This window comes from Streptomyces sp. NPDC048277, assembly GCF_040652235.1.
Lineage (GTDB): Bacteria > Actinomycetota > Actinomycetes > Streptomycetales > Streptomycetaceae > Streptomyces.
The window spans coordinates 185,903-209,189 of the sequence record NZ_JBEZLQ010000016.1 but is presented as its reverse complement, the minus strand read 5'-3'; the positions used below and the strand labels follow the sequence as shown (position 1 = coordinate 209,189).

The window sequence follows — 23,287 nt, the reverse complement described above, 5'->3', positions numbered from 1 at the left end:
GAGACGGTCCCCTGGAGGCCCGTGCCTTACTTGACGATCACGCCGATCTTCGGGGCGGGCTCGTTCTTGTAGTCGGCCGGGCCGAAGTTCTTGGTGACGGCCTTCTCCCAGGAGCCGTCGCCGACCATCTTCTCCAGCGCCTTGTTGATCTTGTCGAGGGTCGCGGAGTCGCCCTTCTTGACGCCGATGCCGTAGTTCTCGTTGCTCAGCTTGAGGCCGGCGAGCTTGAACTGGCCCTTGTACTTGTCCTGCGCGGCGAAGCCCGCGAGGATCGAGTCGTCCGTGGTCACCGCGTCGACGGAGCCGCTCTGGAGGCCGGCGATGCACTCCGAGTAGGTGCTGACCTCCTTGAGGTTCGCCTTCGGGGCGATCGTCTTCTGGACGTTCTGCGCCGAGGTCGAACCGGTCACGGAACACAGGTTCTTGCCGTTGAGGTCCGTGCCCTTGGCGATGGTCGAGTCCTTCTTGACCAGCAGGTCCTGGTGGGCCAGCAGGTACGGGCCGGCGAAGTCCACCTTCTGCTTGCGCTCGTCGGTGATCGAGTAGGTCGCCGCGATGAACTTCACGTCACCGCGCGCGAGGGCGTTCTCGCGGTCGGCGCTCTTGGTCTGCACGAACTCGATCTGGCTCGGCTTGTAGCCGAGCTGTCCGGCGACGTAGGTGGCCACGTCCACGTCGAAGCCCGAGAAGGAACCGTCGGGCTCCTGGAGGCCGAGACCGGGCTGGTCGTACTTGATGCCGACCTTGATCTTGCCGCCGCCCGACGACCCGCTGTCGTTCTTGTCGCTGCCGCCGCACGCCGTGGCGGACAGCGCGAGGGCGAGTACGGCGGCCGAGGCGGCGGTGACCTTGCGGAGCTGCATGATGATCATCCTTTGAGTGGTGAAAGACGAGGTCCGTGCGGGACGGGTGACGTGACTCGGACCGCTGTGGCGATCAGTGGTGCAGGATCTTCGACAGGAAGTCCTTGGCCCGGTCGCTGCGCGGATTGCTGAAGAACTGGTCCGGCGCGGCCTGTTCGACGATCCGGCCGTCGGCCATGAAGACCACCCGGTTCGCCGCCGAGCGGGCGAAGCCCATCTCATGGGTGACGACGATCATGGTCATGCCGTCCCTGGCCAGCTGCTGCATGACCTCCAGGACCTCGTTGATCATCTCGGGGTCGAGCGCCGACGTCGGCTCGTCGAAGAGCATGACCTTCGGGTCCATCGCCAGCGCCCGCGCGATGGCGACACGCTGCTGCTGGCCGCCGGAGAGCTGCGCGGGGTACTTGTCGGCCTGGGTGCCCACACCGACCCTGTCGAGCAGGGCGCGGGCCTTCTCCTCGGCCTGCTTCCTGTCCGCCTTGCGGACCTTGACCTGCCCGAGCACCACGTTCTCGAGCACCGTCTTGTGCGCGAAGAGGTTGAACGACTGGAAGACCATGCCGACGTCGGCACGCAGCCGCGCCAGCTCCTTGCCCTCCTGGGGGAGCGGCCTGCCGTCGATCGTGATCGTTCCCGCGTCGATGGTCTCCAGGCGGTTGACGGTTCGGCACAGAGTGGACTTGCCGGACCCGGAGGGCCCGATCACCACGACGACCTCACCGCGGGCGATCGTCAGATCGATGTCCTGGAGCACGTGCAACGCGCCGAAGTGCTTGTTGACGCTCTTCAGGACGACCAGTTCGCCGGTCGCGGCCATGTCTTCCTTGGCCACCGATACTTCGGTCATCGCTATCGGGCTCCGTCCTCCTCGGTTTCGGAGGAATGTAGTGAGAGCGGATGACCAGCGTCATTACATCTGAGGGAGATCTGAGCATCACGATCCGATAGCATCCGGACACGTGTCGTAGCAGTGCCGTACTGCCCGTATATCGGCCGAGTAACGGAACCGGCGCGTGGCCGGAACCCACTTGACGCCGTCATCGTCCATCAGCGTGACTGCCTTGATGCACGCGCGCGTGCGCGCGCTTTCTACAACGCGCGGGTTTTCCACTGGCAAGCCGACAACGAACCACGACCGTACGACCGCTGAACCGGAGGGGGCCGGGATGAGACTGCTGCTCGTCGAGGACGACAACCATGTCGCCGCCGCACTCTCCGCGGTCCTGGCCCGGCACGGGTTCTCCGTCACCCACGCCCGCAGCGGCGAGGAGGCCCTGCGGGCGCTCGTCCCCGACAGCGACGCCTACGACGTCGTCCTGCTCGACCTCGGCCTGCCCGACCAGGACGGCTACGAGGTCTGCGGCCGGATCCGCAAGCGCACCAGCACCCCGGTGATCATGGTCACCGCCCGCTCCGACGTCCGCTCCCGCATCCACGGCCTCAACCTCGGCGCCGACGACTACGTGGTGAAGCCGTACGACACCGGTGAACTGCTCGCCCGGATCCACGCCGTCAGCCGGCGCACCCACCACGAGGACGGCCCGGCCGGCGGCGACAGCGCGCTCAGACTCGGCTCCGTCCACATCGAACTGCCCACCCGCCAGGTCAGCGTGGACGGCACGGTCGTCCAGCTCACCCGCAAGGAGTTCGACCTGCTGGCGCTGCTCGCCCAGCGGCCCGGTGTGGTCTTCCGCCGCGAACAGATCATCAGCGAGGTCTGGCGCACCAGTTGGGAGGGCACCGGCCGCACCCTGGAGGTGCACGTCGCCTCCCTGCGCGCCAAGCTCCGTATGCCCGCGCTCATCGAGACCGTACGCGGCGTGGGCTACCGGCTCGTCGCCCCGGCCGCGTAGCGGGGACGGGTGCGCACCCGCCTCCTTCCGCTGCTCATCGTCCTGATGGCGGCCGTGCTGCTCGCGCTCGGCGTCCCGCTCGCCGTCAGCACGGCCTCCGCGCAGCAGCAGAAGGTCGTCGTCGACCGCATCGACGACACCGCGCGGTTCGCCGCGCTCGCCCAGTTCGTCACCGACACGCCCACCACCGCGCGCCCCATGCGCACGGACGACCGCCTGGAGACCCTCCGCCGCGAACTCGCCAGCTACTACGGCGTCTACGGCATCCGCGCGGGCGTCTTCTACCGCAACGCGTCCTCCATGGCCAACGCCCCCGACGACTGGGTGCTGCCGAAGTCGGGCGAGGTCCGGAACGCGTTCGCCGAGGCGCTCCTCAGCCGCCGCAGCCACGATCCCGAGCAGGTCTGGCCCTGGCAGCGCAGCCGGCTCGTCGTCGCCTCACCGGTGATCCGGGACGGCGACGTCGTCGCCGTGGTGGTCACCGACTCGCCCACCGGGCCGATGCGCTCCCGGACCCTGCGCGGCTGGCTGTTCATCGGCGCCGGCGAGATCGCGGCGATGCTGCTCGCCGTCGGCGCGGCGCTCCGGCTGACCGGGTGGGTGCTCCGGCCCGTACGGGTCCTCGACGCCACCACCCACGCGATCGCGAGCGGCCGGCTCAAGTCCAGGGTCGCGGCGGCCGGCGGGCCGCCGGAACTCAGACGGCTGGCCCGGTCGTTCAACGAGATGGCGGACAACGTCGAGGACGTGCTGGAGCAGCAGCGCGCGTTCGTCGCCGACGCGTCGCACCAGTTGCGGAACCCGCTCTCCGCGCTGCTGCTGCGCATCGAACTGCTCGCCCTCGAACTCCCCGAGGGCAACGAGGAGATCGCCTCGGTCCGCACCGAGGGCAAGCGGCTCGCGCAGGTCCTGGACGACCTGCTCGACCTCGCGCTGGCCGAACACGCCGACGCCGACCTGATGCTGATCGACGTCGGACGGCTGGCGGCGGAGCGGGTCGCCGCGTGGGCGCCGGCCGCGACGGCGAAGGGGGTGCGGCTGACCGGTGACTGCCCGCCGGTCACGGGGCGGGCCGACCCGATCACGCTGTCCAGCGCGCTGGACGCGGTGATCGACAACGCGGTGAAGTTCACGCCGGAGGGGGGTGCGGTGGAGGTGTCCGTGGCCGCGGACGGTGACGTGTCCACGGTCGTGGTGACCGACACGGGGCCGGGGCTGACCGACGAGGAACTCGTGCGGGTGGGGGACCGGTTCTGGCGCAGTGGGCGGCACCAGAATGTGAAGGGGTCGGGGCTGGGGTTGTCGATCACTCGGGCGTTGCTGGCGGCGGGTGGGGGTGCGATCGCTTATGAGCACGCTGATGACGATGGGCGGCGGGGGCTGCGGGTGACTGTTTCGGTGCCGCGGAGTGGGGGCTGATCGCGCCCACGCGGCGGAGCCGCAGATTGACGACGCCCCGCGCCCCTTGCGGGGCGCTGCAGGCAGGGGCGTTTCGGGCTGGGGCCGTTACGGCTTGACCGAGCGGTAGTAGCGCCTCGCGCCCTCCTGCAGCGGCAGCGGGTCCGTGTAGATCGCTGTGCGCAGGTCCACCAGTTGGGCGGAGTGGACGTGGTTGCCGATGTCGTCGCGGCTCTTGATGACCGTGCGGGTCACCCACTCCGTGAGGCGCGGGTCCATGTCCTTGCGGGTCATCAGGACGTTGGACACCGCGATCGTCGGTACCGCCGTGCCCGCCTGTATCGAGGGATACGCCGACTCGGGCATGTTGGTGGCCCGGTAGTAGAGCGCCGCCTCGCTCTCGGTGTGCAGCTTGGTGACGAGAGTGCCCTCTATCGGCACGAACGTGTAGCTGAACTTGTTCGCGAGATCCAGCAGACCCTGGGTCGGCAGCCCGCCCGACCAGAAGAAGGCGTCTATCTTGCCGTGCTGGAGTTGGTCGGGGCCGGTGTCTATGCCGTCCGAAACCGGCGTGATGTCCTTCCTGGGGTCCACCCCGGCCGCCCTGAGCACCCGGTCGGCGATCAGCCGCACGCCCGAGTTGGGCAGCCCTATCGCCACCCGCTTGTGCCGCAGCTGCGCGACGCTGGTGATGCCCGAGTCGCGCGGTACGACGAGCTGGACGTAGTCGTCGTAGAGCCGTGCCACCCCGCGCAGCCGTCCGGCGCCCCGGCCGCCGTTCAGTTCGTACGTCTCCACCGCGTCGGCCGCCGCGATGGTGAAGTCGGCCTGGCCGGTCGCCACCCGCCGCACGTTCTCGTACGACCCCGCGCTCTGGACCAGCTTCACCTTCAGCCCCGGCATGTCCTTGCGCAACTCCGTGCGCAGCCGCACGCCGTACTCCTGGTAGACCCCGCGCAGCGTCCCCGTGCTGAAGGTGATCGTCCCTCTCGGCGGCTCCTCGCCCAGCGGGAGCAGCCACCACAGCAGCAGGCCGAACACGACGAGGCCGGCGGCCGCGCCCTGGAGCGCGCGGCGCCTGCCGATACGGGGGAACACCTTGGGCATGCGGGCGATCCTGCCAGCCGGTCACCGTCCTGACCAGGGCCGGTGGCCCGGCGGCGGACCGGGACTGTCAGTGGCGGCCGCTAGAGTCGTTCGCATGACCAGCTCCTCGACCAGCTCCTCGACCAGTTCCTCGGCCGGCCCTGCGACCGACTCCTCGATCAGCTCTCCGGCCGGCGCCTCACCCGCAGGTCTCGTCCGGGAGTTCCACCGTGCCTTCGGTCTGGACGCCCGCACCACGCCGACGGAGGTCTCCGCCGAGCTGGCCGCGCACCGGGGGGAGTTGCTCGCCGAGGAGGCCGCGGAGGTCGCCGAGGTCGCGGTCGCCGGGCCCCTCGACCGGCTCGCGCACGAGCTGGCGGACGTGGTCTACGTGGCGTACGGCACGGCGCTGGTGCACGGGATCGACCTCGACGCGGTGATCGCCGAGGTGCACCGTTCGAACATGAGCAAGCTGGGGCCCGACGGGCAGGTCGCCCGCCGGGCCGACGGCAAGGTCCTCAAGGGCGAGCACTACCGGGCGCCGGACGTCACGGCGGTGCTGCGCGGCCAGGGCTGGATACCCGGCGGCGAGGCCTGACCCGGGCTCAGAGGGTGCCGCCCGCCAGCTTCCACTCGCGGTGCAGGGTGCCCAGCGGGATGCTCTTTTGCACCACCGGCGTACCGAAGATCGACAGCTGGAGACGCAGGGTGCCGGAGAGGTCGACACCGCCGTACAGGTTCCAGGCGCCCTGGGCGTCCACGGCGGGGGTCGCCGAGGTGGCGGTGACCGTGCCGGTGGCCTCGCCGCGCAGGTAGGGGGCCAGGTCGGCGGTGACGCCCACGGTGCCGTAGAGGCCGACGGAGGCCTCGGCGCCGAGTGCGGTGGTGACGCTTCCGGCGGTGGTCACCGAGGAGCGCACCGGCGTGCTCGTCATGTCGGAGCTGCTGACCGGCGTCCAGCCCTGGGCCGTGCCGAAGGTGCCGCCCGCCTTGAAGCCGCCCTTGAGGCTTTGCTCCACGTCGACGGTGATCCGGCCGTCGCCGCTGATCCGGAGGTAGCAGGTCAGGTCGAGGTTGACCACGACAGGGACCGGGCCGACCTGGAGGACGGGGTCGGCGTGCAGCTTGGCGAACGGGATGCGCAGCGGGGTGGCCGTGGCCGCGGCGGCCCGGCCCTTGACCGCCCAGCCCGAGTTCCAGTCGCCGGACACGCCCAGGTAGGCGGAGCCGGGCGCGCTTCCGGTGCCCGCGCCGCCGTAGGCGAAGTCGACCTGTGGGGCGACCTGGACGAAGCCGGACACGGAGGCCGCGGCGGAGGCCGGAGCACCCTCGGCGGTGGGTACCTCGGCGCTGACGTCCAGGCGGAGACTGCCGAGCGGCACGGTGGCGCCCTCGGGGCCGACGTGCACATCGCCGGACCTGGACCAGGACACCTTCACGTCGGGCAGCAGCTTGTCCACGGCGAAGGCGTCCGGGTCGACCGGTACGGTGCCCTTCGCGGTGTCGTCGCCGAGCAGGGCGTCGAGCGTGGCGGGCTCGGTCTGCACCTCGGTGCCCGCGTCGGTCTCGCCGATCACCTTGGTGACCTTGGCGAGCAGCCCGTCCGGGGCGCCGGGCGCGGGGGCGCTGGCGATGACGTCACCGACGGCGGCCTGCTGGGAGGCGGCCGAGGCCGACGCCGAGGGACTGGCGGAGACGGTCGGGGAGGGCGAACTCGGTGAATCCCCCGCTCCTGCCCTTCTCCCCTTTTCTCCCTTGTCCGCCTTGGATATGACGGCCCGTCGGGTCTTGCTGTCGTACGAGCTGACGCTGAGCGTGGTGCGGTGGGCCGGCCGGCCCGAACCCGCCGAACCGGCGGCCGCGGTCGCGGTGGCGGCGGGTGCGGCGGCGACGGCGAGTGCCCGGCCGTCCGTGCGGGCGGCGGCCGTGGTGTCGTCGGAGACCCGGGCGGTCTCCTGGGCGCGGTCCCCGGCGGAGGTCTGGTGGTGCGGGGCGGAGCAGCCGGCGGAGAGGAGGAGGGCGGTCACGGCGAAGGCGGGCATGAGGGCATGCCCGTGCCTCGTGCGTCTGCGCAAGGTCAGTCCTGAGGGTGGGGGGTGACGAAGAGACACCGATCAGGGCTACCGGCGGGTAGTACTGGCCGGTAACTCGGTGTGGTCCCGAGCATGCCACGCCCGCACACACCTGGCCTCCATAAACCGGCCACATCCCAACGTGACCTGAACCACGGCGACTTCAGGCCGCCGTGGCCGTTTCGGGGAGGCTCCGGAAGAGGTCAGTCCTGCTGCTGCGCGGCCGCGCGGCGCTGCCGCTTGCTCAGCGGTGCCTGGGAGAGGTCCTCCGCGCTGGACCTGAGGTTCTTGTAGCCGTACCCGCGCTCGGTGAGCCACGTCCGGGCCGCCTCCTCGGCGCGCTCGGTCGCCTCCAGGATGTCCTCCTCTTCCTCCCCGGTGTCCAGGAAACGGAAGGTGAAGGCCGGGCGGGCGGCGATGTCGTAGGTGAGGTGGCCCTCGGGTGTGAAGGCCGCGCGCAGCACGTCGTGGTCGGCGGCCCGGGACAGCAGTTCGGCGCGCTGATCGGTGCCGAGGCCGTCGAAGACGCCGCGGACGGTGACGCGGAAGGTGCGGGTGGTCATGCGTGGACCCTAGGCACAGCGGGGCGCGCCACTCCACCGTATTTCCGGCGCTCCGCCGGAGGCTCCCCGAGCGGCTAGCCGCCCACCTGGCCGAGCCGCAGGTTCCAGCGTCCGGACCCGCCCGTGACCTCCGTCGCCGCCAGCGGCGGCACGTCCACGCGCCAGAACGCCGTCTCGGGCGCCCCGAGCGCGTGCAGCACCACGGCCCGTACGACCTCCGGCTCCACCACGGCGACCGTCCTGCCCGTCGTCCTGCCCGTCAGGTCCAGCCACTCGGTGACCCGCGCGCGGAACTCCCGTACCGACTCGCCCCCGTGGGGCGCGGCCCCCGGGTCGGACAGCCACCGGACCAGCGCCTCGGGCTCGGCGGCGCCGACCTCCTCCAGCGTCCGGCCCCGCCAACGTCCCGCGTCCAGGCCGGACAACGCGAGTTCCGCCGAGGCGTCGAGCCCCAGCGCCGCGGCCGTCTCCCGGCAGCGCACGCTGGGGGAGCAGACCGCCCGCCCGGCGCCCGGCAGGGACAGCGCCACCGCCTCGGGGTTCTCGATCGAGTCACCGTCGTCGAAGCGGGCCCGCCGCAGGGAAGGAGTGATCGCCGGGGCTATCAGGATGACTCGGCAGGTCACGGGGTGGTTCCTCCTAGGTCGTCCAGGGCCGTCCAGGGCCGTCCGGGGCCGTGCACCGGGTCCGGGTGCAGGACGCGCACGACAGTACGCCGTCCGGCACCCGGACCAGGGCCGCTACAGCTCCGCGCGCACCTCCCGCGCCGCCGCGACCAGGTTCTCCAGGGACGCCCGCACCTCGGGCCAGCCACGGGTCTTCAGCCCGCAGTCGGGGTTCACCCAGAGCCGTTCCGCGGGGATGGCCGCCAGGCCGGTCCGCACCAGGGCGGCAGCCTCGGCCGCGCTCGGCACCCGGGGCGAGTGGATGTCGTAGACACCGGGGCCGGCCTCGCGCGGATAGCCGTGGGCGGCGAGTTCACGGGCGACCTGCATGTGCGAGCGGGCCGCCTCCAGGCTGATGACGTCCGCGTCGAGGTCGTCGATGGTCCGGATGATGTCACCGAACTCGGCGTAGCACATGTGCGTGTGGATCTGGGTGTCCGGCCGCACCCCACCGGTCGTCAGGCGGAACGCCTCGGTCGCCCACGCGAGGTAGGCGGCCCGGTCGGCGGCCCGCAGGGGCAGGGTCTCGCGCAGTGCGGGTTCGTCCACCTGGATGACGGAAGTCCCGGCGGCCTCCAGGTCGTTGACCTCGTCGCGCAGGGCCAGGGCGACCTGGCGGGCGGTGTCGCCGAGGGGCTGGTCGTCGCGCACGAACGACCAGGCCAGCATGGTCACCGGGCCGGTCAGCATGCCCTTGACCGGGCGGTCGGTGAGGGACTGGGCGTACGACGTCCAGCGCACCGTCATCGGCTCGGGACGGGAGATGTCGCCGGCCAGGATCGGCGGCCGGACGTACCGGGTGCCGTACGACTGTACCCAGCCGTGCCGGGTGGCGAGGTAGCCGGTGAGCTGCTCGGCGAAGTACTGGACCATGTCGTTGCGTTCGGGCTCCCCGTGCACCAGGACGTCCAGACCGGCCTTCTCCTGGAAGGAGATCACCTCGCCGATCTCCGCCTTGATGCGCTCCTCGTAACCGGCCGTGCCGATCCGGCCCGCCCGCAGATCCGCTCGGGCGGCGCGCAGTTCGCCGGTCTGCGGGAACGAGCCGATGGTGGTTGTGGGCAGCAACGGCAGCCGGAGATGGGCGCGTTGGGCGGCGGCGCGTTCACGGTACGGATAGGAGCGGCGGGCGTCGAACGCGGTGACGGCGGCCGCGCGGGCCCGGACGGCGGGGTCGTGGGTGATCGGTGAACCCGCCCGGGAGGCCAGGTCGGCGCGGTTGGCGGCGAGTTCGGCCGCGATGGTGTCGGTGCCCCGGTCGAGGCCCCTGGCGAGGGTGACGATCTCGGCGGTCTTCTGCTTCGCGAAGGCCAGCCAGCGCAGGATCTGCGGTTCGATGTCCCGTTCGGCCGCCGCGTCCAGCGGCACATGGAGAAGGGAGCAGGAGGCGGCGACGTCGACGCGGTCGGCGAGGCCCAGCAGGGTGCCGAGGGTGGCGAGGGACGCGGACAGGTCGTTGACCCAGATGTTGCGGCCGTTGACGACCCCGGCGACCAGCCGCTTGCCGGGCAGCCCGCCGACGGCGGCGAGGTCGTCGAGGTTGACCGCGCCGGCCTCGGTGAAGTCCAGGGCCAGCCCCTCCACCGGGGCTTGGGCGAGGACGGGCAGGGCCCCACCGAGCCGGTCGAAGTAGGAGGCGACCAGCAGCTTGGGCCGGTCGGTGAGGGCGCCGAGGTCACGGTAGGCGCGGGCGGCGGCGTTCAGTTCGGCCGGGGTGCGGTCCTGGACCAGCGCGGGCTCGTCGAGCTGCACCCACTCGGCGCCGGCCGCCCGCAGATCGGCGAGCACCTCGGCGTACACCGGCAGCAGCCGGTCGAGGAGGGTGAGCGGGTCGAAGCCGGCGGCCACGCCGGGCGCCGGCTTGGCGAGCAGCAGATAGGTGACGGGGCCGACCAGGACGGGCCGGGCGGCGAGACCCAGGGCGAGGGCCTCCTTCAGCTCGGCGACCTGCTTCGCCGAGTCGGCCGCGAACGCCGTGTCCGGGCCCAACTCCGGTACCAAGTAGTGGTAGTTGGTGTCGAACCACTTCGTCATCTCCAGCGGCGCGGTGTCCTGGGTGCCGCGGGCCATGGCGAAGTAGCCGTCGAGGGCGTCGGCGTCGACGGCGTTCCGGTGCCGCTCAGGGATCGCGCCGACCATGACGGTGGTGTCGAGGACGTGGTCGTAGTACGAGAAGTCACCGGTCGGCACCTCGTGGATGCCGGCCCCGGCGAGCTGCCGCCAGGTGCGGCGGCGGAGTTCGGCGGCGGTGGCACGCAGGGCGTCGGCGGTGACCCGGCCCTGCCAGTATCCCTCGATCGCCTTCTTCAGTTCCCGGGCGGGCCCCTGGCGGGGGTAGCCGTACACGGTGGCCCGGGCTGCCGCGGCTGCGGACTTGCTGGTCACGGAGATCTCCTTCGCGAGATGAATCCCTGAGATCCCGGACGACGGGACGAGAGCGCGAAGGGGCGACGAACCGAACGGCAACGGCCGTACGCGACCGTCCGTCCGATGTGTGCGCCGACCCGCCCTCGAGGTCACCGGGATGTCCGCGCACGAGTGGTTCGCGCACGGGCAGTTGGCAGGTCTTCGGACTCGCGGGCACGCCCTCCCTCCGGAGGACACCTACTGACCGTCGCTTCCCAGCCCCTGTACGTCGGGGCCAGTGCGTATGACGGCGTTCGTTCCCACTCACCGCTGCGGGGCAGTCCCGGATTCCCACCGGGTTCCCTCTTACGACGTCCCGTCTGGAGGACGGGACGAACCAGCTGCGGGGGCCAGCCTAGCGCGCCCTCTCAGAGGTGCGGGGAACCGTCCGCAGTGCCCGTGACAGGCCCAGTGCCGCCGTCCGCACCGCGGGGGCGAGCTGCGCCGGGCGGAAGCGGCCGCACGGCACCGCCACCGACAGCGCGGCCACCGCGGTCGGCCCGTCGAAAACCGGCGCCGCGATGCAGCTGACGCCCGGCGCGGCCTCTTCCTCCTCGTAGGCGAGGCCCGCGACCTGGGCCTGTTCGACGGCCGTGCGCAGCCGGGCGGGGTCGGTGATCGAGTGCGCGGTGAGCCGGGGGAGCGGGGCGGCCAGCACCTCCTCGACCAGTTCGGCGCCCGAGAACGCCAGCAGGGCCTTGCCGACCCCGGTGCAGGTCAGCGGGAGCCGGCCGCCGATCCGGGACGGCAGCCGCAGTACGTCGTGGCCGTGGATGCGCTCGACGTAGACCACCTCGTGGCCCTCGCGCACCCCCAGGTGCACGGTCTCGCGCGTGGCCTCGAAGAGGTCCTGGAGGAACGGCAGCGCGGCCTCGCGCAGATCGTGCCGGCGCGGCACCAGCGACCCCAGCTCGAACAGCGTCCCGCCCAGCCGGTAGCTCTCCGCGTCCCGCTCCAGCAGGCCGAGCCGGACCAGGTCGGCACAGAGCCGGAACACGGTCGTCTTCGGGAGCCCGGTCCGCGCCGCCAGTTCCGTCAGGCGGAACGCACCGCCGTTCGGGCGGTAGCACTCCAGGACTGCCACTGCCTTGTCGAGCATATTGCCCTGAGAGCTGTTCCGTGTCATGGAACATATTTTGCCGCACTCCCCAGCACACACCTATACCTGTCGGCATGAACACCGACCTCGTGACCAAGGTGGCCGACGTCCTGGCCGACGCCGTGCGCACCGGCACCCCCTGTGCCCCGGTCCGCGCGCTGCTTCCCGAGGGCGACATCGAGACCGCGTACGCGGTGCAGCGGCTGCACGTCGAGCGGGGTGTGGCCGCCGGCCGGCGGCTCGTGGGCCGCAAGATCGGGCTGACCTCGCCCGCCGTGCAGCGCCAGCTCGGGGTCGGCCGGCCCGACTTCGGGGCGCTGTTCGCGGACATGGCGGTCGGCGAGGGCGAGCCGGTCGCGGCCGGCCGGCTGCTGCAGCCCAAGGTCGAGGCCGAGGTCGCCCTGGTCCTGGCCGCCGATCTGCCGCACCGCGACCCCACCGTCGCCGACCTGCTGCGGGCCACCGCCTTCGCGCTGCCCGCGCTGGAGATCGTGGACAGCCGGATCGCCGACTGGGACATCACCATCGTCGACACCGTCGCCGACAACGCCTCCTGCGGCCTGTTCGTCCTCGGCGGCACACCCGTTCCGCTGGACCGCGTCGACCTGCGCGGGGTCCGGATGACGCTGGCCAGGAACGGCGAGACCGTCTCCCGGGGCACCGGCGCCGACTGCCTCGGCAGCCCGCTCACCGCCGCCCGCTGGCTCGCCGCCACCCTCGCCGCGCACGGCGACCCGCTGCGGGCCGGCGACATCGTCCTGACCGGCGCGCTCGGCCCGATGGCGGCCGCCGCCGGGGGCGACGAGTTCACCGCACACATCGAAGGCCTCGGCACGGTCGGGGTCACGTTCGCCACCGAGGGAGCAGCATGACCACCAAGGTCGCCGTCATCGGGTCCGGGAACATCGGCACCGACCTGATGATCAAGATCCTGCGGCTCTCCGAGAGCCTGGAGATCGCCGCCATGGCCGGCATCGACCCGGACTCCGACGGACTGGCCCGCGCCCGCCGCCTGAAGGTGGCCACCACCCACGAGGGCGTGGACGGCCTGGTCGCCCTGGACGCCTTCGAGGACGTCTCGATCGTCTTCGACGCCACCTCCGCGGGCGCCCACCGCCGCCACGACGAGGTGCTGCGCGCCCTGGGCCGCAGGGTCGTCGACCTCACCCCGGCCGCGCTCGGCCCGTACGTCGTCCCGCCCGTCAACGGCGACGCCCACCTCGACGCCCCCAACGTCAACATGGTCACCTGCGGCGGCCAGGCCACCATCCCGATCGTCGCCGCCGTGCACGCGGTCACCCCCGTCCACTACGGCGAGATCGTCGCCTCGATCTCGTCCCGCTCCGCCGGGCCCGGCACCCGCGCCAACATCGACGAGTTCACCGAGACCACCTCCGCCGCCATCGAGAAGGTCGGCGGCGCGGCCCGCGGCAAGGCGATCATCGTGCTCAACCCGGCCGAACCGCCGCTGATCATGCGGGACACCGTGCACTGCCTGGTCGGCGACTGCGACGACGCGGCAGTGACGGCCTCGGTGGAGGAGATGGTCGCGCGCGTGCAGACGTACGTCCCCGGCTACCGCCTCAAGCAGAAGGTGCAGTTCGAACGGGTCGCCGCCGACGATCCCCTGAGCACCCTGGCCCCCGGCGGCGACGCCGTGAAGGTGTCCGTCTTCCTGGAGGTGGAGGGCGCCGCCCACTACCTGCCCGCCTACGCGGGCAACCTCGACATCATGACCTCGGCCGCGTTGCGCACCGCGGAACGCATGGCCGCACACCGCACCTCGGAGGTGGCGTCCCGATGACCCGTCTGTACGTCCAGGACGTCACCCTGCGGGACGGCATGCACGCCGTCCGCCACCGCTACACCGTCGACCAGGCCCGCACCATCGCCGCCGCCCTCGACGCGGCCGGAGTCCGCGCGATCGAAGTGGCCCACGGCGACGGGCTGTCCGGCTCCAGCGTCACCTACGGCGTCGGCGCGCACACCGACTGGGAGTGGATCGAGGCGGTCGTGGGCGCCGTACGGCACTCCATCCCCACCACCCTCCTCCTCCCGGGCATCGGCACGGTCCACGACCTCAAGCAGGCCCACTCCCTGGGCATCCGCTCGGTCCGCATCGCCACCCACTGCACCGAGGCCGACATCTCCGCCCAGCACATCGCCGCCGCACGCGAGCTGGGCATGGACGTCGCCGGGTTCCTGATGATGTCCCACCTCGCCGAACCCGCCGAACTCGCCCGCCAGGCCAGGCTGATGGAGTCCTACGGCGCGCACTGCGTCTACGTCACCGACTCCGGCGGCCGTCTGACCATGGACGGCGTCCGCGACCGCGTCCGCGCCTACCGGGACGTCCTCGACCCGGCCACCGGACTGGGCATCCACGCCCACCACAACCTCGGCCTGGGCATCGCCAACTCGGTCGTCGCCGTCGAGAACGGCGTCACCCGCGTCGACGCCTCCCTCGCGGGACAGGGCGCCGGGGCCGGCAACTGCCCGCTGGAGGCGTTCGTCGCGGTCGCGGACCTGATGGGCTGGGAGCACGGCTGCGACCTGTTCCCGCTGATGGACGCGGCCGACGACGTCGTACGACCGCTGCAGGACCGCGAGGTGCGGGTGGACCGCGAGACCCTCACCCTCGGCTACGCGGGTGTTTACTCCAGCTTCCTGCGGCACGCCGAGGCCGCCGCCCGCAGGCATGGCCTGGACACCCGGGCGATCCTCGTCGAGGTGGGCCGCCGCAAGCTGGTCGGCGGGCAGGAGGACATGATCACCGACATCGCCCTGGATCTCGCCGCGGGCTGACACACCCCGTCGGGCGGCCGCGTTGTCAGTGCCGGCTGACACACTGATCGACGTGGACACCCAACGCCGAGAACTGGCCGCACGCTTCGTCGAGTTGCACCGGGAAGGCTGCTTCCTGCTGCCCAACGCCTGGGACGCGGGAAGCGCCCGCGTCCTGGAGTCGGCCGGCTTCCCGGCCGTGGCCACCACCAGCGCGGGCGTCGCCTTCTCCCTGGGCCGCCCGGACCACGACTACCTCGACAAGGAGTCCGAAGGCGAGCGGGTCGACCGCGCGACCATGATCCGCCGGATCGGTGAGATCACCGCCGGGGCGCGGATCCCGGTGAGCGCGGACCTGGAGGACGGATTCGGCGAGTCGCCCGAGACCGTGGCCGAGACGATCGTGATGACCCTCGCGGCCGGAGCGGCGGGCGGCAACATCGAGGACTTCACCGGCGACCGCTCCCGGCCGCTCTACGACCCGGACCTCTCGGCCGACCGTGTCCGCGCCGCACGCGAGGCGGTCGACGCGGCCGGCGAGCCGTTCGTGCTGGTCGGCCGCACCGACGTGCTGCTGACCGGCGGCCCGCTCGACGAGGCCGTCCGGCGGGCCAACGCGTATCTGGCGGCGGGCGCGGACTGCGCGTTCGTGCCGGGCGCGGCCGACGCGGAGACGATCGGCACGCTGGTGCGGGAGATCGACGGGCCGCTGAACGTGGTGATGGGGCTGACCGGCAATGCCCTGTCCCTGGCCGACCTGCGCGAACTCGGGGTGCGCCGGGTCACGGTGGGCGGGAGCATCGCGCGGGCGATGTACGCGCATCTGCTGGGCGCGGCGAGGGAGCTGGCGGACCGCGGCACCTTCTCGTACGCCGAGGCCCAGATCCCGCAGTCGGACCTCAACGAGCTCTTCCGGAGATGACCGAACGGGCGGGCCGGAACACCGGCCCGCCCGCTCGTCACCACTGTTACGACAGCTTGATCAGCGAGTAGTCGTCGCAGTAACCGGCCGCCGAACCGGAGTTCTTGTAGCAGTAGACACCGGCGGAGGTGGTGGAGACGCCCGTGGTGAAGAAGATGGGCTGCTGGGCGTAGGACGTGGTCGAGGACCGCAGATACGTCTCCGTACCGCCGAAGCTCTTCACGCCGACCGCGACCTCCTCACCGGCGGTGGTGACCTTGGCCCAGCCGACCAGCAGATAGGTGCCGCTGGAGGTGAGACCGCTGACGGTCTGGATGGCTCCGCTGGCACTGGCCGCCGTCTGGAGCGCGTAGGTGCCGGAGCGGGCGTTGGAGGCGACCACACTGGACGCCGTACCGGTCGACTGGACCCACGGGGTCAGGGCGCCGGTCTCGTAGCCGGGGTTGGTGACGGCGTTGGTGGCGGAGGACAGCGGCTCCACCGCGAGGTCGTCGCAGTAACCGGCGCCGCTGCCGCCCGCGTTCTTCCAGCAGTAGACGGTGGCGGTGGTGCTCGACGAGCCGGTGGTGAAGAGGACCGCCGCCTGGCTGTACGCCGTCGTCGCGATGTTGGTGTACGTCTCCGTGCCGCCGAAGTTCTTCACGCCGATCGCGAGGGTCTCGCCCGCGGTGGCGACCTTGGCCCAGCCGGTCAGCAGATAGGTGGTGCTGGGGCTGAGCCCGGTCAGGGCCTGGTTGGCGCCGCTGCCGCTCGCGGTGGTGGTCAGCGCGTCGCTGCCCGTGTGGGCGTTGGCCGCGGTCACGGAGGAGGCGTTGCCGCTGGCCTGGGTCCAGGGGCTCAGCGAGCCCGTCTCGAAGCCGGCGTTGGAGAGCAGGTTGCCGCCGGTGCCGTTGTAGGCGCCGATGTTGGGGGCGGCCGTCGCGGAGACCGTGTTGCCGAAGGCGTCCAGGCCGCCGTTGGAACTGATCACCGTGCCGGCCCGGATCACCGGGGAGGACGCGTGCACCTGGTAGGCGTTCTTGCCGGTGTACGAGGACGAGGTGTTCGCGTTGCCCGGGTTGCGGAACTCGGGGTCGGCGGTCACCTTCGCGGCGTCGGCGGGCTCGCGGGACGGGTGGTTGCCGTAGAAGAGGTTGTTGGAGTAGGTCGAGGTGCCGGTGGTGGTGAAGTAGTTGCCGGAGCCGTAGTTGAAGACGGCGTTGTTCTGGAAGGACAGGGCGCCGCTGATGGACGTGCCGGCGCGGGAGTACAGGATCGGGGTGGACAGGCCGTCCCGGACGGAGAAGGTGTTGTTGTAGAACTGCGGGACCGCGACGGAGCTGCCGCTCTGGTTCGGGACACCGCCCACGAAGTGCAGGACCCCGCCGCCATGGGTCTGGGTGCCGGAGGCCGGGCAGCCGGAGTTGCTGCCGTCGTTCTCGCTGATGTTGTAGCGGACCACCGTGCCGTCGCTGGGGACGGTGGAGGTGGGCTCGTTGGCGATGGTGAAGGGCGGCATCACCAGCAGGAAGCCGCCGAGGTTCTGGTGGCTGTAGTTGTACTGGAACGTGGTGTTGTGGTTGCCCCAGTCCACGTCGAAGCCGGTGCCGTCGGCGCCGTTGATGTGGCAGTACACCTCGTTGTTCTGGACGACGGTGTTGCTGCTGCCGGACATCCAGATACCGGCGGACGCGCCGTTGCAGTACTGGCCGGACGGCGGGCAGGTGGACTTGGCGCCGCCGTACCCCGCCTTGTTGCCGTCGATCAGGGCGCCGTCGTTCTTCACGACGAGGATGTCGTCGGCGCCGTCGTAGGTCATCGTGTTGTTGCGGATGACGGTGTTCGTGGTCAGGCCGGTGCCCTGGCCGTCGGCGTCCGGGGTGACGGCGACGGCGATCCGGTCGACGTGGTCGAAGGTGTTGTTCTCGACGACCACGTCGTCCCAGGTGGAGACCGGGGTGGTGTGGTCGGTCTGGACGCCGACGCCCGCGTTGGTGGAGTACCAGCCGCCGCCGTAGCCCGCGATGTTGTGGATGTACATGTCGTGCACGCGGATGTGGTGCAGGACGCCGCCGGAGCTGTTCTCGGCGAGGACGCCGGAGCGGTAGGCGGGGGAGGAGGCGTTGTCGATCAGCTCCAGGCCGCCGATGTCCCAGTACTGCTGGTTGAGCAGCTTGATGACCGCGCCGGTGGCACCGGCCGCGTCGATGACCGGCTTGGCGCCGGAGCCGTAGGAGCTGATCGAGATGTTGCTGCCCGAGGCTCCCGAGCCGCCCGGGGTGAGCTGGCCGGTGCAGGTGGTGCCGGCCTTGAACAGGATGCTGTCCCCGGCGGTGAAGGTGGTGCTGTTGACGCTGCCGACCGCGTTCCAGGGGCTGGACTGGGTGCCGGTGCCGTTGCCGGCGGCCGAGCAGTCGACGTAGTAGGTGGTGCCGGCCGCGTGCGCGGCGGTGGCCGGGACGAGCAGGGCTCCCGCGAGGGTGGCCAGAAGTGTCAGCACGCGGGCTGTTCGACTGGCCGGACTCGCGGATGATCTGCGACGCTTCATTGCGACGCTCCTTGGTGAGAGTGAGTGTCCTCCGAAAAACCGGGCGGGTCCGTTGCAGCGGGCCCGTCCGGGGCCTGTGGGGTGGGGCCGAAGAAGAGGGTGCGGGTTCGTTTGCGGGTGCGGGTGCGTCGTGGCTGGTCGCGCAGTTCCCCGCGCCCCCAAAGGGGCGCTCGCCGTAGCGCCCTTCTTTCAGGGGCGCGGGGAACCTTGCGACCAGCCCCCACCGGGCCGCGGTCAGCCCACTGCCGTCGCTACCAGGACGCCAGTGACCCGTCCGTGTTCCGCCACACCGGGTTCCGCCACCGGTGCCCCTTCTCCGCCGCCTCCCGGATCACCGCCTCGTCGATCTCGATGCCGAGGCCCGGGCCGGTGAGCCGGTCGATGTAACCGTCCTTCACCTCGAACGGCGACGCGTCGGCCAGATAGCCGAGCAGCCCGCTGCTGTCGCCGTAGCCGATGCCCAGCGACTGCTCCTGGATGAGGAAGTTCGGGATGGCGAAGTCGAGTTGGAGGCTCGCGGCGAGGGCGATCGGGCCGAGGGGGCAGTGCGGGGCGACCAGGACGTCGTACGCCTCCGCCATCGACGCGATGCGACGCGTCTCCGAGATGCCGCCCGCGTGGCTGATGTCGGGCTGGGCCACCGCGATGCCGTCGCCGAGCACTTCACGGAAGTCCCAGCGGGAGAAGAGGCGTTCGCCCGTGGCGATGGGGATCGAGGTGGCGCGGACGACCTCGCCCAGGTCGCGCGTGAACTCCGGCAGGACCGGCTCCTCCACGAACATCGGCAGCAGCGGCTCCAGATACGGCAGGACGCGCCGCGACATCGCCCCGCTGAACCGGCCGTGGAAGTCCAGCGCCAGATCCCGGTCGGGGCCGATCGCCTCGCGGACCGCGCTCACCCGGTCCACGATCGCCGCGATCGCGGCCGGCGTCGCCAGCGGCTCCAGCTGGGCGCAGGGGTTCATCTTCACGGCGGTCAGGCCCTTCGCCACCTGGCCCGCCGCCGACTCGGCGAGTTCCTCGGGCGTCTCGCCGTACAGCCAGCCGTAGATCCGGACGCGGTCGCGGACATGGCCGCCGAGGAGCTGGTGCACGGGCACGCCGTGGGTCTTGCCGGCGATGTCCCACAGGGCCTGGTCGATGCCGGCGAGGGCGCTGCTGAGCACCGGGCCGCCCCGGTAGAAGCCGCCCTTGGCGAGCATCTGCCAGTGCTCCTCGATCCGGGCGGGGTCCTGGCCCAGGAGGTGGTCGAACATCTCCTCCACGGCCCTCGCCGTGGTGTGCGCCTTGCCCTCGACGATGGGTTCTCCCCAGCCGGATATGCCCTCGTCGGTGTCGACCCGCAGGAACAGCCAGCGCGGCTCGACGAAGAACAGCTCGTATCCGGTGATTTTCATGGTGCGGGACCTCCGGGTCCGCGGGCACGACGACCCGAGGCGGTGATGAAAAGTTGTCAAGGCGAGCAAAAGGCGTAAAGGGGATGCCGGTTACTCGTACGCGCTGATGCTGCGGCCGCCGTCCACGACCAGGTTCTGGCCGGTGATGAAGGCCGCGTCCGCGGAGCCGAGGAAGGCGACGGCCGCGGCGATGTCCTCGGGTTCGCCGATCCGGCCGACCGGGGTGCGGGCGGCGGTCTGGGCGCGGTACTCCGCGGGGGCGTCCACCCACAGGCCGGTGTCCACCGCCCCGGGGACCACCGCGTTGACGCGGATCCGGCCGCCGTACTCGACCGCCAGCTGCCGTACCAGCGCGGCCACTCCGCCCTTGGCCGCCGCGTACGCGGGGAAGCCGCTGAAGCCGAGGACCGCGTGCACGGACGAGGTGATGACGATCGCGCCCCGGGCGGCCGACAGCGGAGGAACCGCGGCCCGCGTGCCGTAGAAGACCGAGTCGAGCGCCAGGCGCAGATGGCTGTGCCAGGAGGCGTCGGACAGTTCGTGGATCGCGCCGGGCAGGTTGCGGCCGGCGTTGAGGTGCAGGAGGTCGAGGCGGCCGGTCCACTCCTCGGCGGCCCGGACCGCCTCCGGCCAGGCCTCCGCGGAGGTCACGTCGAGCGCCCGGTGGCGGGCGTCGCCGCCCTTGGCGCGGACCTCCTCGGCCACCCGGGCGGCGCCCTCCTCGTCCACGTCGGTGACCAGGACGGACGCGCCCTCGCCGGCCAGCCGGTGGGCGGTGGCCGCGCCGATGCCCGAGGCGGCGGCGGTGAGCAGGGCGGTGCGCCCGGCGAAGCGGGTGGGGATGGTGCGGCTCATGGGGTTCCTCTCGGTGCGACCGGCGGCTCGGTCATCCCGTTAGGTAGGTCAACTGGGTCGTGCGGGGGGAGCGGTGGAGCCGCGCAGCACCAGCCGCGGCTCGGTGGGGACGACCACGTCCCCGGGCGACTTGCCCTCGATCTCGGCGACCAGGGCGTCGACCGCGGCGGTGCCCAGGTCGTGCAGGGGCATCGCGACGGTGGTGAGCGGTGGGGTGAGGTAACCGGCGACGGGCAGGTCGTCGTTGCCGACCAGCGAGACGTCCTGCGGTACCCGCAGGCCGAGTTCGCCGATCGCGTGCAGCGCGCCGATCGCCTGGGCCAGCGAGCTGGTGTACAGCGCGGTGACCCGGGGGCGGGTGTCGGTGGGGGCGAGCAGGGCGCGGGCGGCCGTGGCGCCGCCCTCCTCCGTGAACTCGCCGGAGGCGACCGGCGCGGCGAGCAGTCCCAGCTCGCCGGCGCGGTCGAGGAACGAGCGCTTGCGGTCCTCGCTGGGGGTGATGCCTTGCGGGCCCGCGATATGGCCCACCACGCGATGGCCGAGCTCGTGCAGGTGGTCGAGCGCGGTGACGCTGGAACGGGCCACGTCCATGGTGACGTTGCGCCCCGAGCCCTCGACCGCGCGGTTGAGGAACACATGCGGGACGGGGCTGCGGCGCAGCGTCTCCAGGAGCGGATGGCCGGGGCGGGCGGAGGCGATCAGCAGCCCGTCCACCCGGCCTTCCTTGACCAGGTCGTTGAAGGTCTCGTCGGCCTCCTGCCCGTCGAAGTCCTCGGCGAGCAGGGAGAGGTAGCCCAGCTCACGGGCACGCTGGTAGGCGCCGCGGGAGATGGTGACATACGTCGGGTTGCCGAGAGACGGGACCAGCAGGGCCAGGGCGTGGGTGCTCGCGCCGGCCAGGGCGCGGGCGCCGGAATGCGGGCGGTAGCCGAGGGCCTCGGCCACCTCGTGGATACGCGCTCTGGTCTCGGGGCGGACGGACAGGTCCTGTCGTCCGTTGAGCACCTTGGACACGGTCGCCTTGGAGACGCCGGCCTCCCTGGCGACATCCACCAGCCTGGCCCGTACTGGCTGATCGGGCACTGCGGTTCCTCCAAGTGGGGTGTTGTGTTCGGCCTCTTGACACCTTCTGGCGCCGCAACCTAGCGTTCGCCGAAGTCTTGGTCAACCGGTTTCCTCAAGTGGATATCAGTGATATATCCATGCAGACCAGGTCGAAACGGCTGAGCTGAAACCAGCCACTGGCAGCGGTTCGCGATCCGGACCGCCCCGACTGTTCGAAATCCCGATCCCTCCGAATCTCCGCCCCCTGCTCCCCCCACTTTGTTCGTCATTTCAGACTCTGTTCGAGATATCGACAGGGTCGCATCCCTGCAATCAATCCCCGCAAACATGAGATGTCGGCCTGCGCCGACGAATGGGTGAGGTGTGCAATGAAGCGCTCCGGGAGACTGCTCGCAGTCGCCACCACGGTCGCCGCCCTGGCGACCACGCTCGCCGCCTGTGGCGGTGGCTCCGGCTCGTCCTCCGCGGACGGGAAGGTGCACATCAAGGTAGAGGCGTGGAAGGGCGGCGGCGCGGAGCCCGCGAACGTCGCGGAGATCAACAAGGCCTTCGAGAAGGCCCACCCCGACATCAAGGTCGACTTCGAGTACATCACCGCGAACGACACCTACACCCAGAAGCTCCAGCCCGAGCTGCTGGGCGGCAAGGCCGGCGACGTGATCATGGTCGACACGGACAAGATGAACAAGTGGGGCGCCTCCGGCTACCTCGCCGACCTCTCCAAGGAGTCCTGGGCGAGCAAGATCTCCGACGCCGCCAAGCCGTTCGCGACCAGCGACGGCAAGGTCCTGGCCATGCCGATGGAGCTGATCGGCATCGGCCTGTACGCCAACATGGACCTGCTCAAGAAGGCCGGCATCACCGAAGTCCCCTCGGACTGGCCGACGTTCCTCGCCGACCTCGCCAAGGTCAAGAAGGCCGGCATCACCCCGATCGCGCTGCCCGACAAGTCCGGCTGGACCGGCAGCTCCACCTTCCAGGCGGTCGGCTCCACGCTCGTCTACCAGAAGAACAAGCAGTGGGACGCCGACTTCCTGGCCGGCAAGACCTCCTTCGGCACCGACTGGAAGACCTCGCTGGACCAGCTCAAGACCCTCGGCGACAAGGGTTACGTCAACTGGAAGAACGAGCTCGGCGTCGACGAGTGGTCGCAGGGCCCGCAGGACTTCACCGCCCAGAAGAGCGCCTTCTGGTACCAGGGCGCCTGGCAGGTCTCCAACGTCGCCAAGGCCGGCTTCCCCGTCCAGTTCACCCCCTGGCCGGCCGGCGCCGCCGGCACCAAGCCCAACGCGATGCTCTTCTCCGGCACCATGTGGGGCGTCAACTCCCAGTCGCAGCACGCCGACGCGGCCAAGGCGTACGTGGACTTCTGGTCGCAGAGCGAGAACCTCGCCAAGTACCTGGACGCCGAGCACGCCGAGTCCCCGTTCACCGGCGGTACGACCCCGGACGCCACGGAGACCAAGACCTTCAACGCCGCCTTCAACGAGGGCCGTTACCGCGTCCTGCCCTCCAACTCCTGGTACGGCGCGACCGCCGAGACCGCGGTCGGCTCCAAGATCCAGGCCTTCCTGCTGGGCCAGGCCTCCGAGGCGCAGACCCTGAAGGACATCCAGACGGCGGCCTCCGCCAAGTAAGACCGGCCGCCCGTCTTCGTCCCGGGACCGCCGCGGTGCGGGTGCGGCCCGCTTCCCCGCCCCTGCTCCACCCCCCGAGCCCGCCTCACCGC

At 71.3% G+C, this 23,287-nt stretch carries 20 protein-coding genes and 1 riboswitch; of the genes, 8 read left to right on the top strand and 12 right to left on the bottom strand.

The window, feature by feature from the left end:
* Positions 1-26 precede the first annotated feature (26 nt).
* Together AB0D85_RS31625 and AB0D85_RS31620 are read right to left on the bottom strand one after the other, a co-directional pair.
* Positions 27-863, bottom strand: coding sequence for a glutamate ABC transporter substrate-binding protein (locus tag AB0D85_RS31625; RefSeq protein WP_362327779.1), 837 nt, complete (start codon positions 861-863; stop codon positions 27-29).
* Positions 864-936: 73 nt separating this feature from the next.
* A complete protein-coding gene (locus tag AB0D85_RS31620) occupies positions 937-1,713 on the bottom strand; it encodes an amino acid ABC transporter ATP-binding protein (protein ID WP_362327777.1) in 777 nt (258 codons plus the stop codon).
* Positions 1,714-2,032: 319 nt separating this feature from the next.
* On the opposite strand from AB0D85_RS31620, the gene AB0D85_RS31615 reads away from it, so the two are divergent.
* The gene (locus AB0D85_RS31615; RefSeq protein ID WP_362327774.1) at positions 2,033-2,719 is read left to right on the top strand and encodes a response regulator transcription factor; all 687 of its coding nucleotides are present in this window, start codon (positions 2,033-2,035) and stop codon (positions 2,717-2,719) included.
* A 9-nt stretch (positions 2,720-2,728) separates the two neighbouring features.
* Positions 2,729-4,138 carry a HAMP domain-containing sensor histidine kinase gene (locus tag AB0D85_RS31610; RefSeq protein ID WP_362327772.1) on the top strand — a complete coding sequence of 470 codons (1,410 nt, stop codon included), beginning with the start codon at positions 2,729-2,731 and terminating at the stop codon, positions 4,136-4,138.
* A gap of 87 nt (positions 4,139-4,225) precedes the next feature.
* Here AB0D85_RS31610 and AB0D85_RS31605 read toward each other — a convergent pair whose 3' ends face one another.
* Entirely contained in the window at positions 4,226-5,224 is a 999-nt protein-coding gene (locus tag AB0D85_RS31605; protein ID WP_362327769.1) for a TAXI family TRAP transporter solute-binding subunit, read from the bottom strand.
* 94 nt (positions 5,225-5,318) lie between these two features.
* On the opposite strand from AB0D85_RS31605, the gene AB0D85_RS31600 reads away from it, so the two are divergent.
* Positions 5,319-5,801, top strand: a complete 483-nt coding sequence (locus AB0D85_RS31600) for a MazG nucleotide pyrophosphohydrolase domain-containing protein (protein WP_362327767.1) — start codon at positions 5,319-5,321, stop codon at positions 5,799-5,801.
* A gap of 7 nt (positions 5,802-5,808) precedes the next feature.
* On the opposite strand, the gene AB0D85_RS31595 is transcribed toward AB0D85_RS31600, so the two are convergent.
* From AB0D85_RS31595 to AB0D85_RS31575, 5 genes are all read right to left on the bottom strand, one after another.
* Positions 5,809-7,245 carry a hypothetical protein gene (locus tag AB0D85_RS31595; RefSeq protein WP_362327765.1) on the bottom strand — a complete coding sequence of 479 codons (1,437 nt, stop codon included), beginning with the start codon at positions 7,243-7,245 and terminating at the stop codon, positions 5,809-5,811.
* A 233-nt stretch (positions 7,246-7,478) separates the two neighbouring features.
* A complete protein-coding gene (locus AB0D85_RS31590; protein WP_362327763.1) occupies positions 7,479-7,838 on the bottom strand; it encodes a DUF6204 family protein in 360 nt (119 codons plus the stop codon).
* Positions 7,839-7,912: 74 nt separating this feature from the next.
* Positions 7,913-8,464, bottom strand: a complete 552-nt coding sequence (locus AB0D85_RS31585; RefSeq protein WP_362327760.1) for a histidine phosphatase family protein — start codon at positions 8,462-8,464, stop codon at positions 7,913-7,915.
* A 114-nt stretch (positions 8,465-8,578) separates the two neighbouring features.
* Positions 8,579-10,888, bottom strand: a complete 2,310-nt coding sequence (gene metE / locus AB0D85_RS31580) for a 5-methyltetrahydropteroyltriglutamate--homocysteine S-methyltransferase (protein ID WP_362327757.1) — start codon at positions 10,886-10,888, stop codon at positions 8,579-8,581.
* A gap of 156 nt (positions 10,889-11,044) precedes the next feature.
* Positions 11,045-11,266, bottom strand: a riboswitch (cobalamin riboswitch).
* Entirely contained in the window at positions 11,265-12,008 is a 744-nt protein-coding gene (locus AB0D85_RS31575; RefSeq protein ID WP_362327754.1) for an IclR family transcriptional regulator, read from the bottom strand. (Overlaps the previous riboswitch by 2 nt.)
* A 74-nt stretch (positions 12,009-12,082) precedes the next feature.
* On the opposite strand from AB0D85_RS31575, the gene mhpD reads away from it, so the two are divergent.
* From mhpD to AB0D85_RS31555, 4 genes are read left to right on the top strand one after another with little or no spacing between them, the layout of a single operon-like run.
* Positions 12,083-12,880 (top strand): 2-keto-4-pentenoate hydratase, encoded by a 798-nt coding sequence (mhpD, locus tag AB0D85_RS31570; protein ID WP_362327751.1) that lies wholly within the window; start codon positions 12,083-12,085, stop codon positions 12,878-12,880.
* Complete coding sequence (locus AB0D85_RS31565; RefSeq protein ID WP_362327748.1) at positions 12,877-13,812, top strand: acetaldehyde dehydrogenase (acetylating); 936 nt, start codon at positions 12,877-12,879, stop codon at positions 13,810-13,812. The genes mhpD and AB0D85_RS31565 overlap by 4 nt, the downstream gene beginning before the upstream one ends.
* Positions 13,809-14,813 (top strand): 4-hydroxy-2-oxovalerate aldolase, encoded by a 1,005-nt coding sequence (gene dmpG, locus AB0D85_RS31560; RefSeq protein WP_362327745.1) that lies wholly within the window; start codon positions 13,809-13,811, stop codon positions 14,811-14,813. The genes AB0D85_RS31565 and dmpG overlap by 4 nt, the downstream gene beginning before the upstream one ends.
* A gap of 52 nt (positions 14,814-14,865) precedes the next feature.
* Positions 14,866-15,714: an isocitrate lyase/phosphoenolpyruvate mutase family protein gene (locus tag AB0D85_RS31555; RefSeq protein WP_362327742.1), complete on the top strand. Its 849-nt coding sequence runs from the start codon at positions 14,866-14,868 to the stop codon at positions 15,712-15,714.
* Between the two features lie 46 nt (positions 15,715-15,760).
* Here the strand turns inward: AB0D85_RS31555 and AB0D85_RS31550 are convergent, their stop codons facing one another.
* The 4 genes from AB0D85_RS31550 to AB0D85_RS31535 all read right to left on the bottom strand — a co-directional run bounded on the left by AB0D85_RS31550 (position 15,761) and on the right by AB0D85_RS31535 (position 21,576).
* Positions 15,761-18,193, bottom strand: a complete 2,433-nt coding sequence (locus AB0D85_RS31550; RefSeq protein ID WP_362327738.1) for a carbohydrate binding domain-containing protein — start codon at positions 18,191-18,193, stop codon at positions 15,761-15,763.
* Positions 18,194-18,492: 299 nt separating this feature from the next.
* The gene (gene dgoD, locus AB0D85_RS31545; protein WP_362327735.1) at positions 18,493-19,638 is read right to left on the bottom strand and encodes a galactonate dehydratase; all 1,146 of its coding nucleotides are present in this window, start codon (positions 19,636-19,638) and stop codon (positions 18,493-18,495) included.
* A 90-nt stretch (positions 19,639-19,728) separates the two neighbouring features.
* Positions 19,729-20,493: an SDR family NAD(P)-dependent oxidoreductase gene (locus AB0D85_RS31540; protein ID WP_362327732.1), complete on the bottom strand. Its 765-nt coding sequence runs from the start codon at positions 20,491-20,493 to the stop codon at positions 19,729-19,731.
* Between the two features lie 48 nt (positions 20,494-20,541).
* Positions 20,542-21,576, bottom strand: a complete 1,035-nt coding sequence (locus AB0D85_RS31535) for a LacI family DNA-binding transcriptional regulator (RefSeq protein WP_362327729.1) — start codon at positions 21,574-21,576, stop codon at positions 20,542-20,544.
* 350 nt (positions 21,577-21,926) lie between these two features.
* Here AB0D85_RS31535 and AB0D85_RS31530 point away from each other — a divergent pair, with 350 nt between their 5' ends.
* Complete coding sequence (locus AB0D85_RS31530; protein WP_362327726.1) at positions 21,927-23,195, top strand: extracellular solute-binding protein; 1,269 nt, start codon at positions 21,927-21,929, stop codon at positions 23,193-23,195.
* The last annotated feature ends 92 nt before the right edge of the window (positions 23,196-23,287 follow it).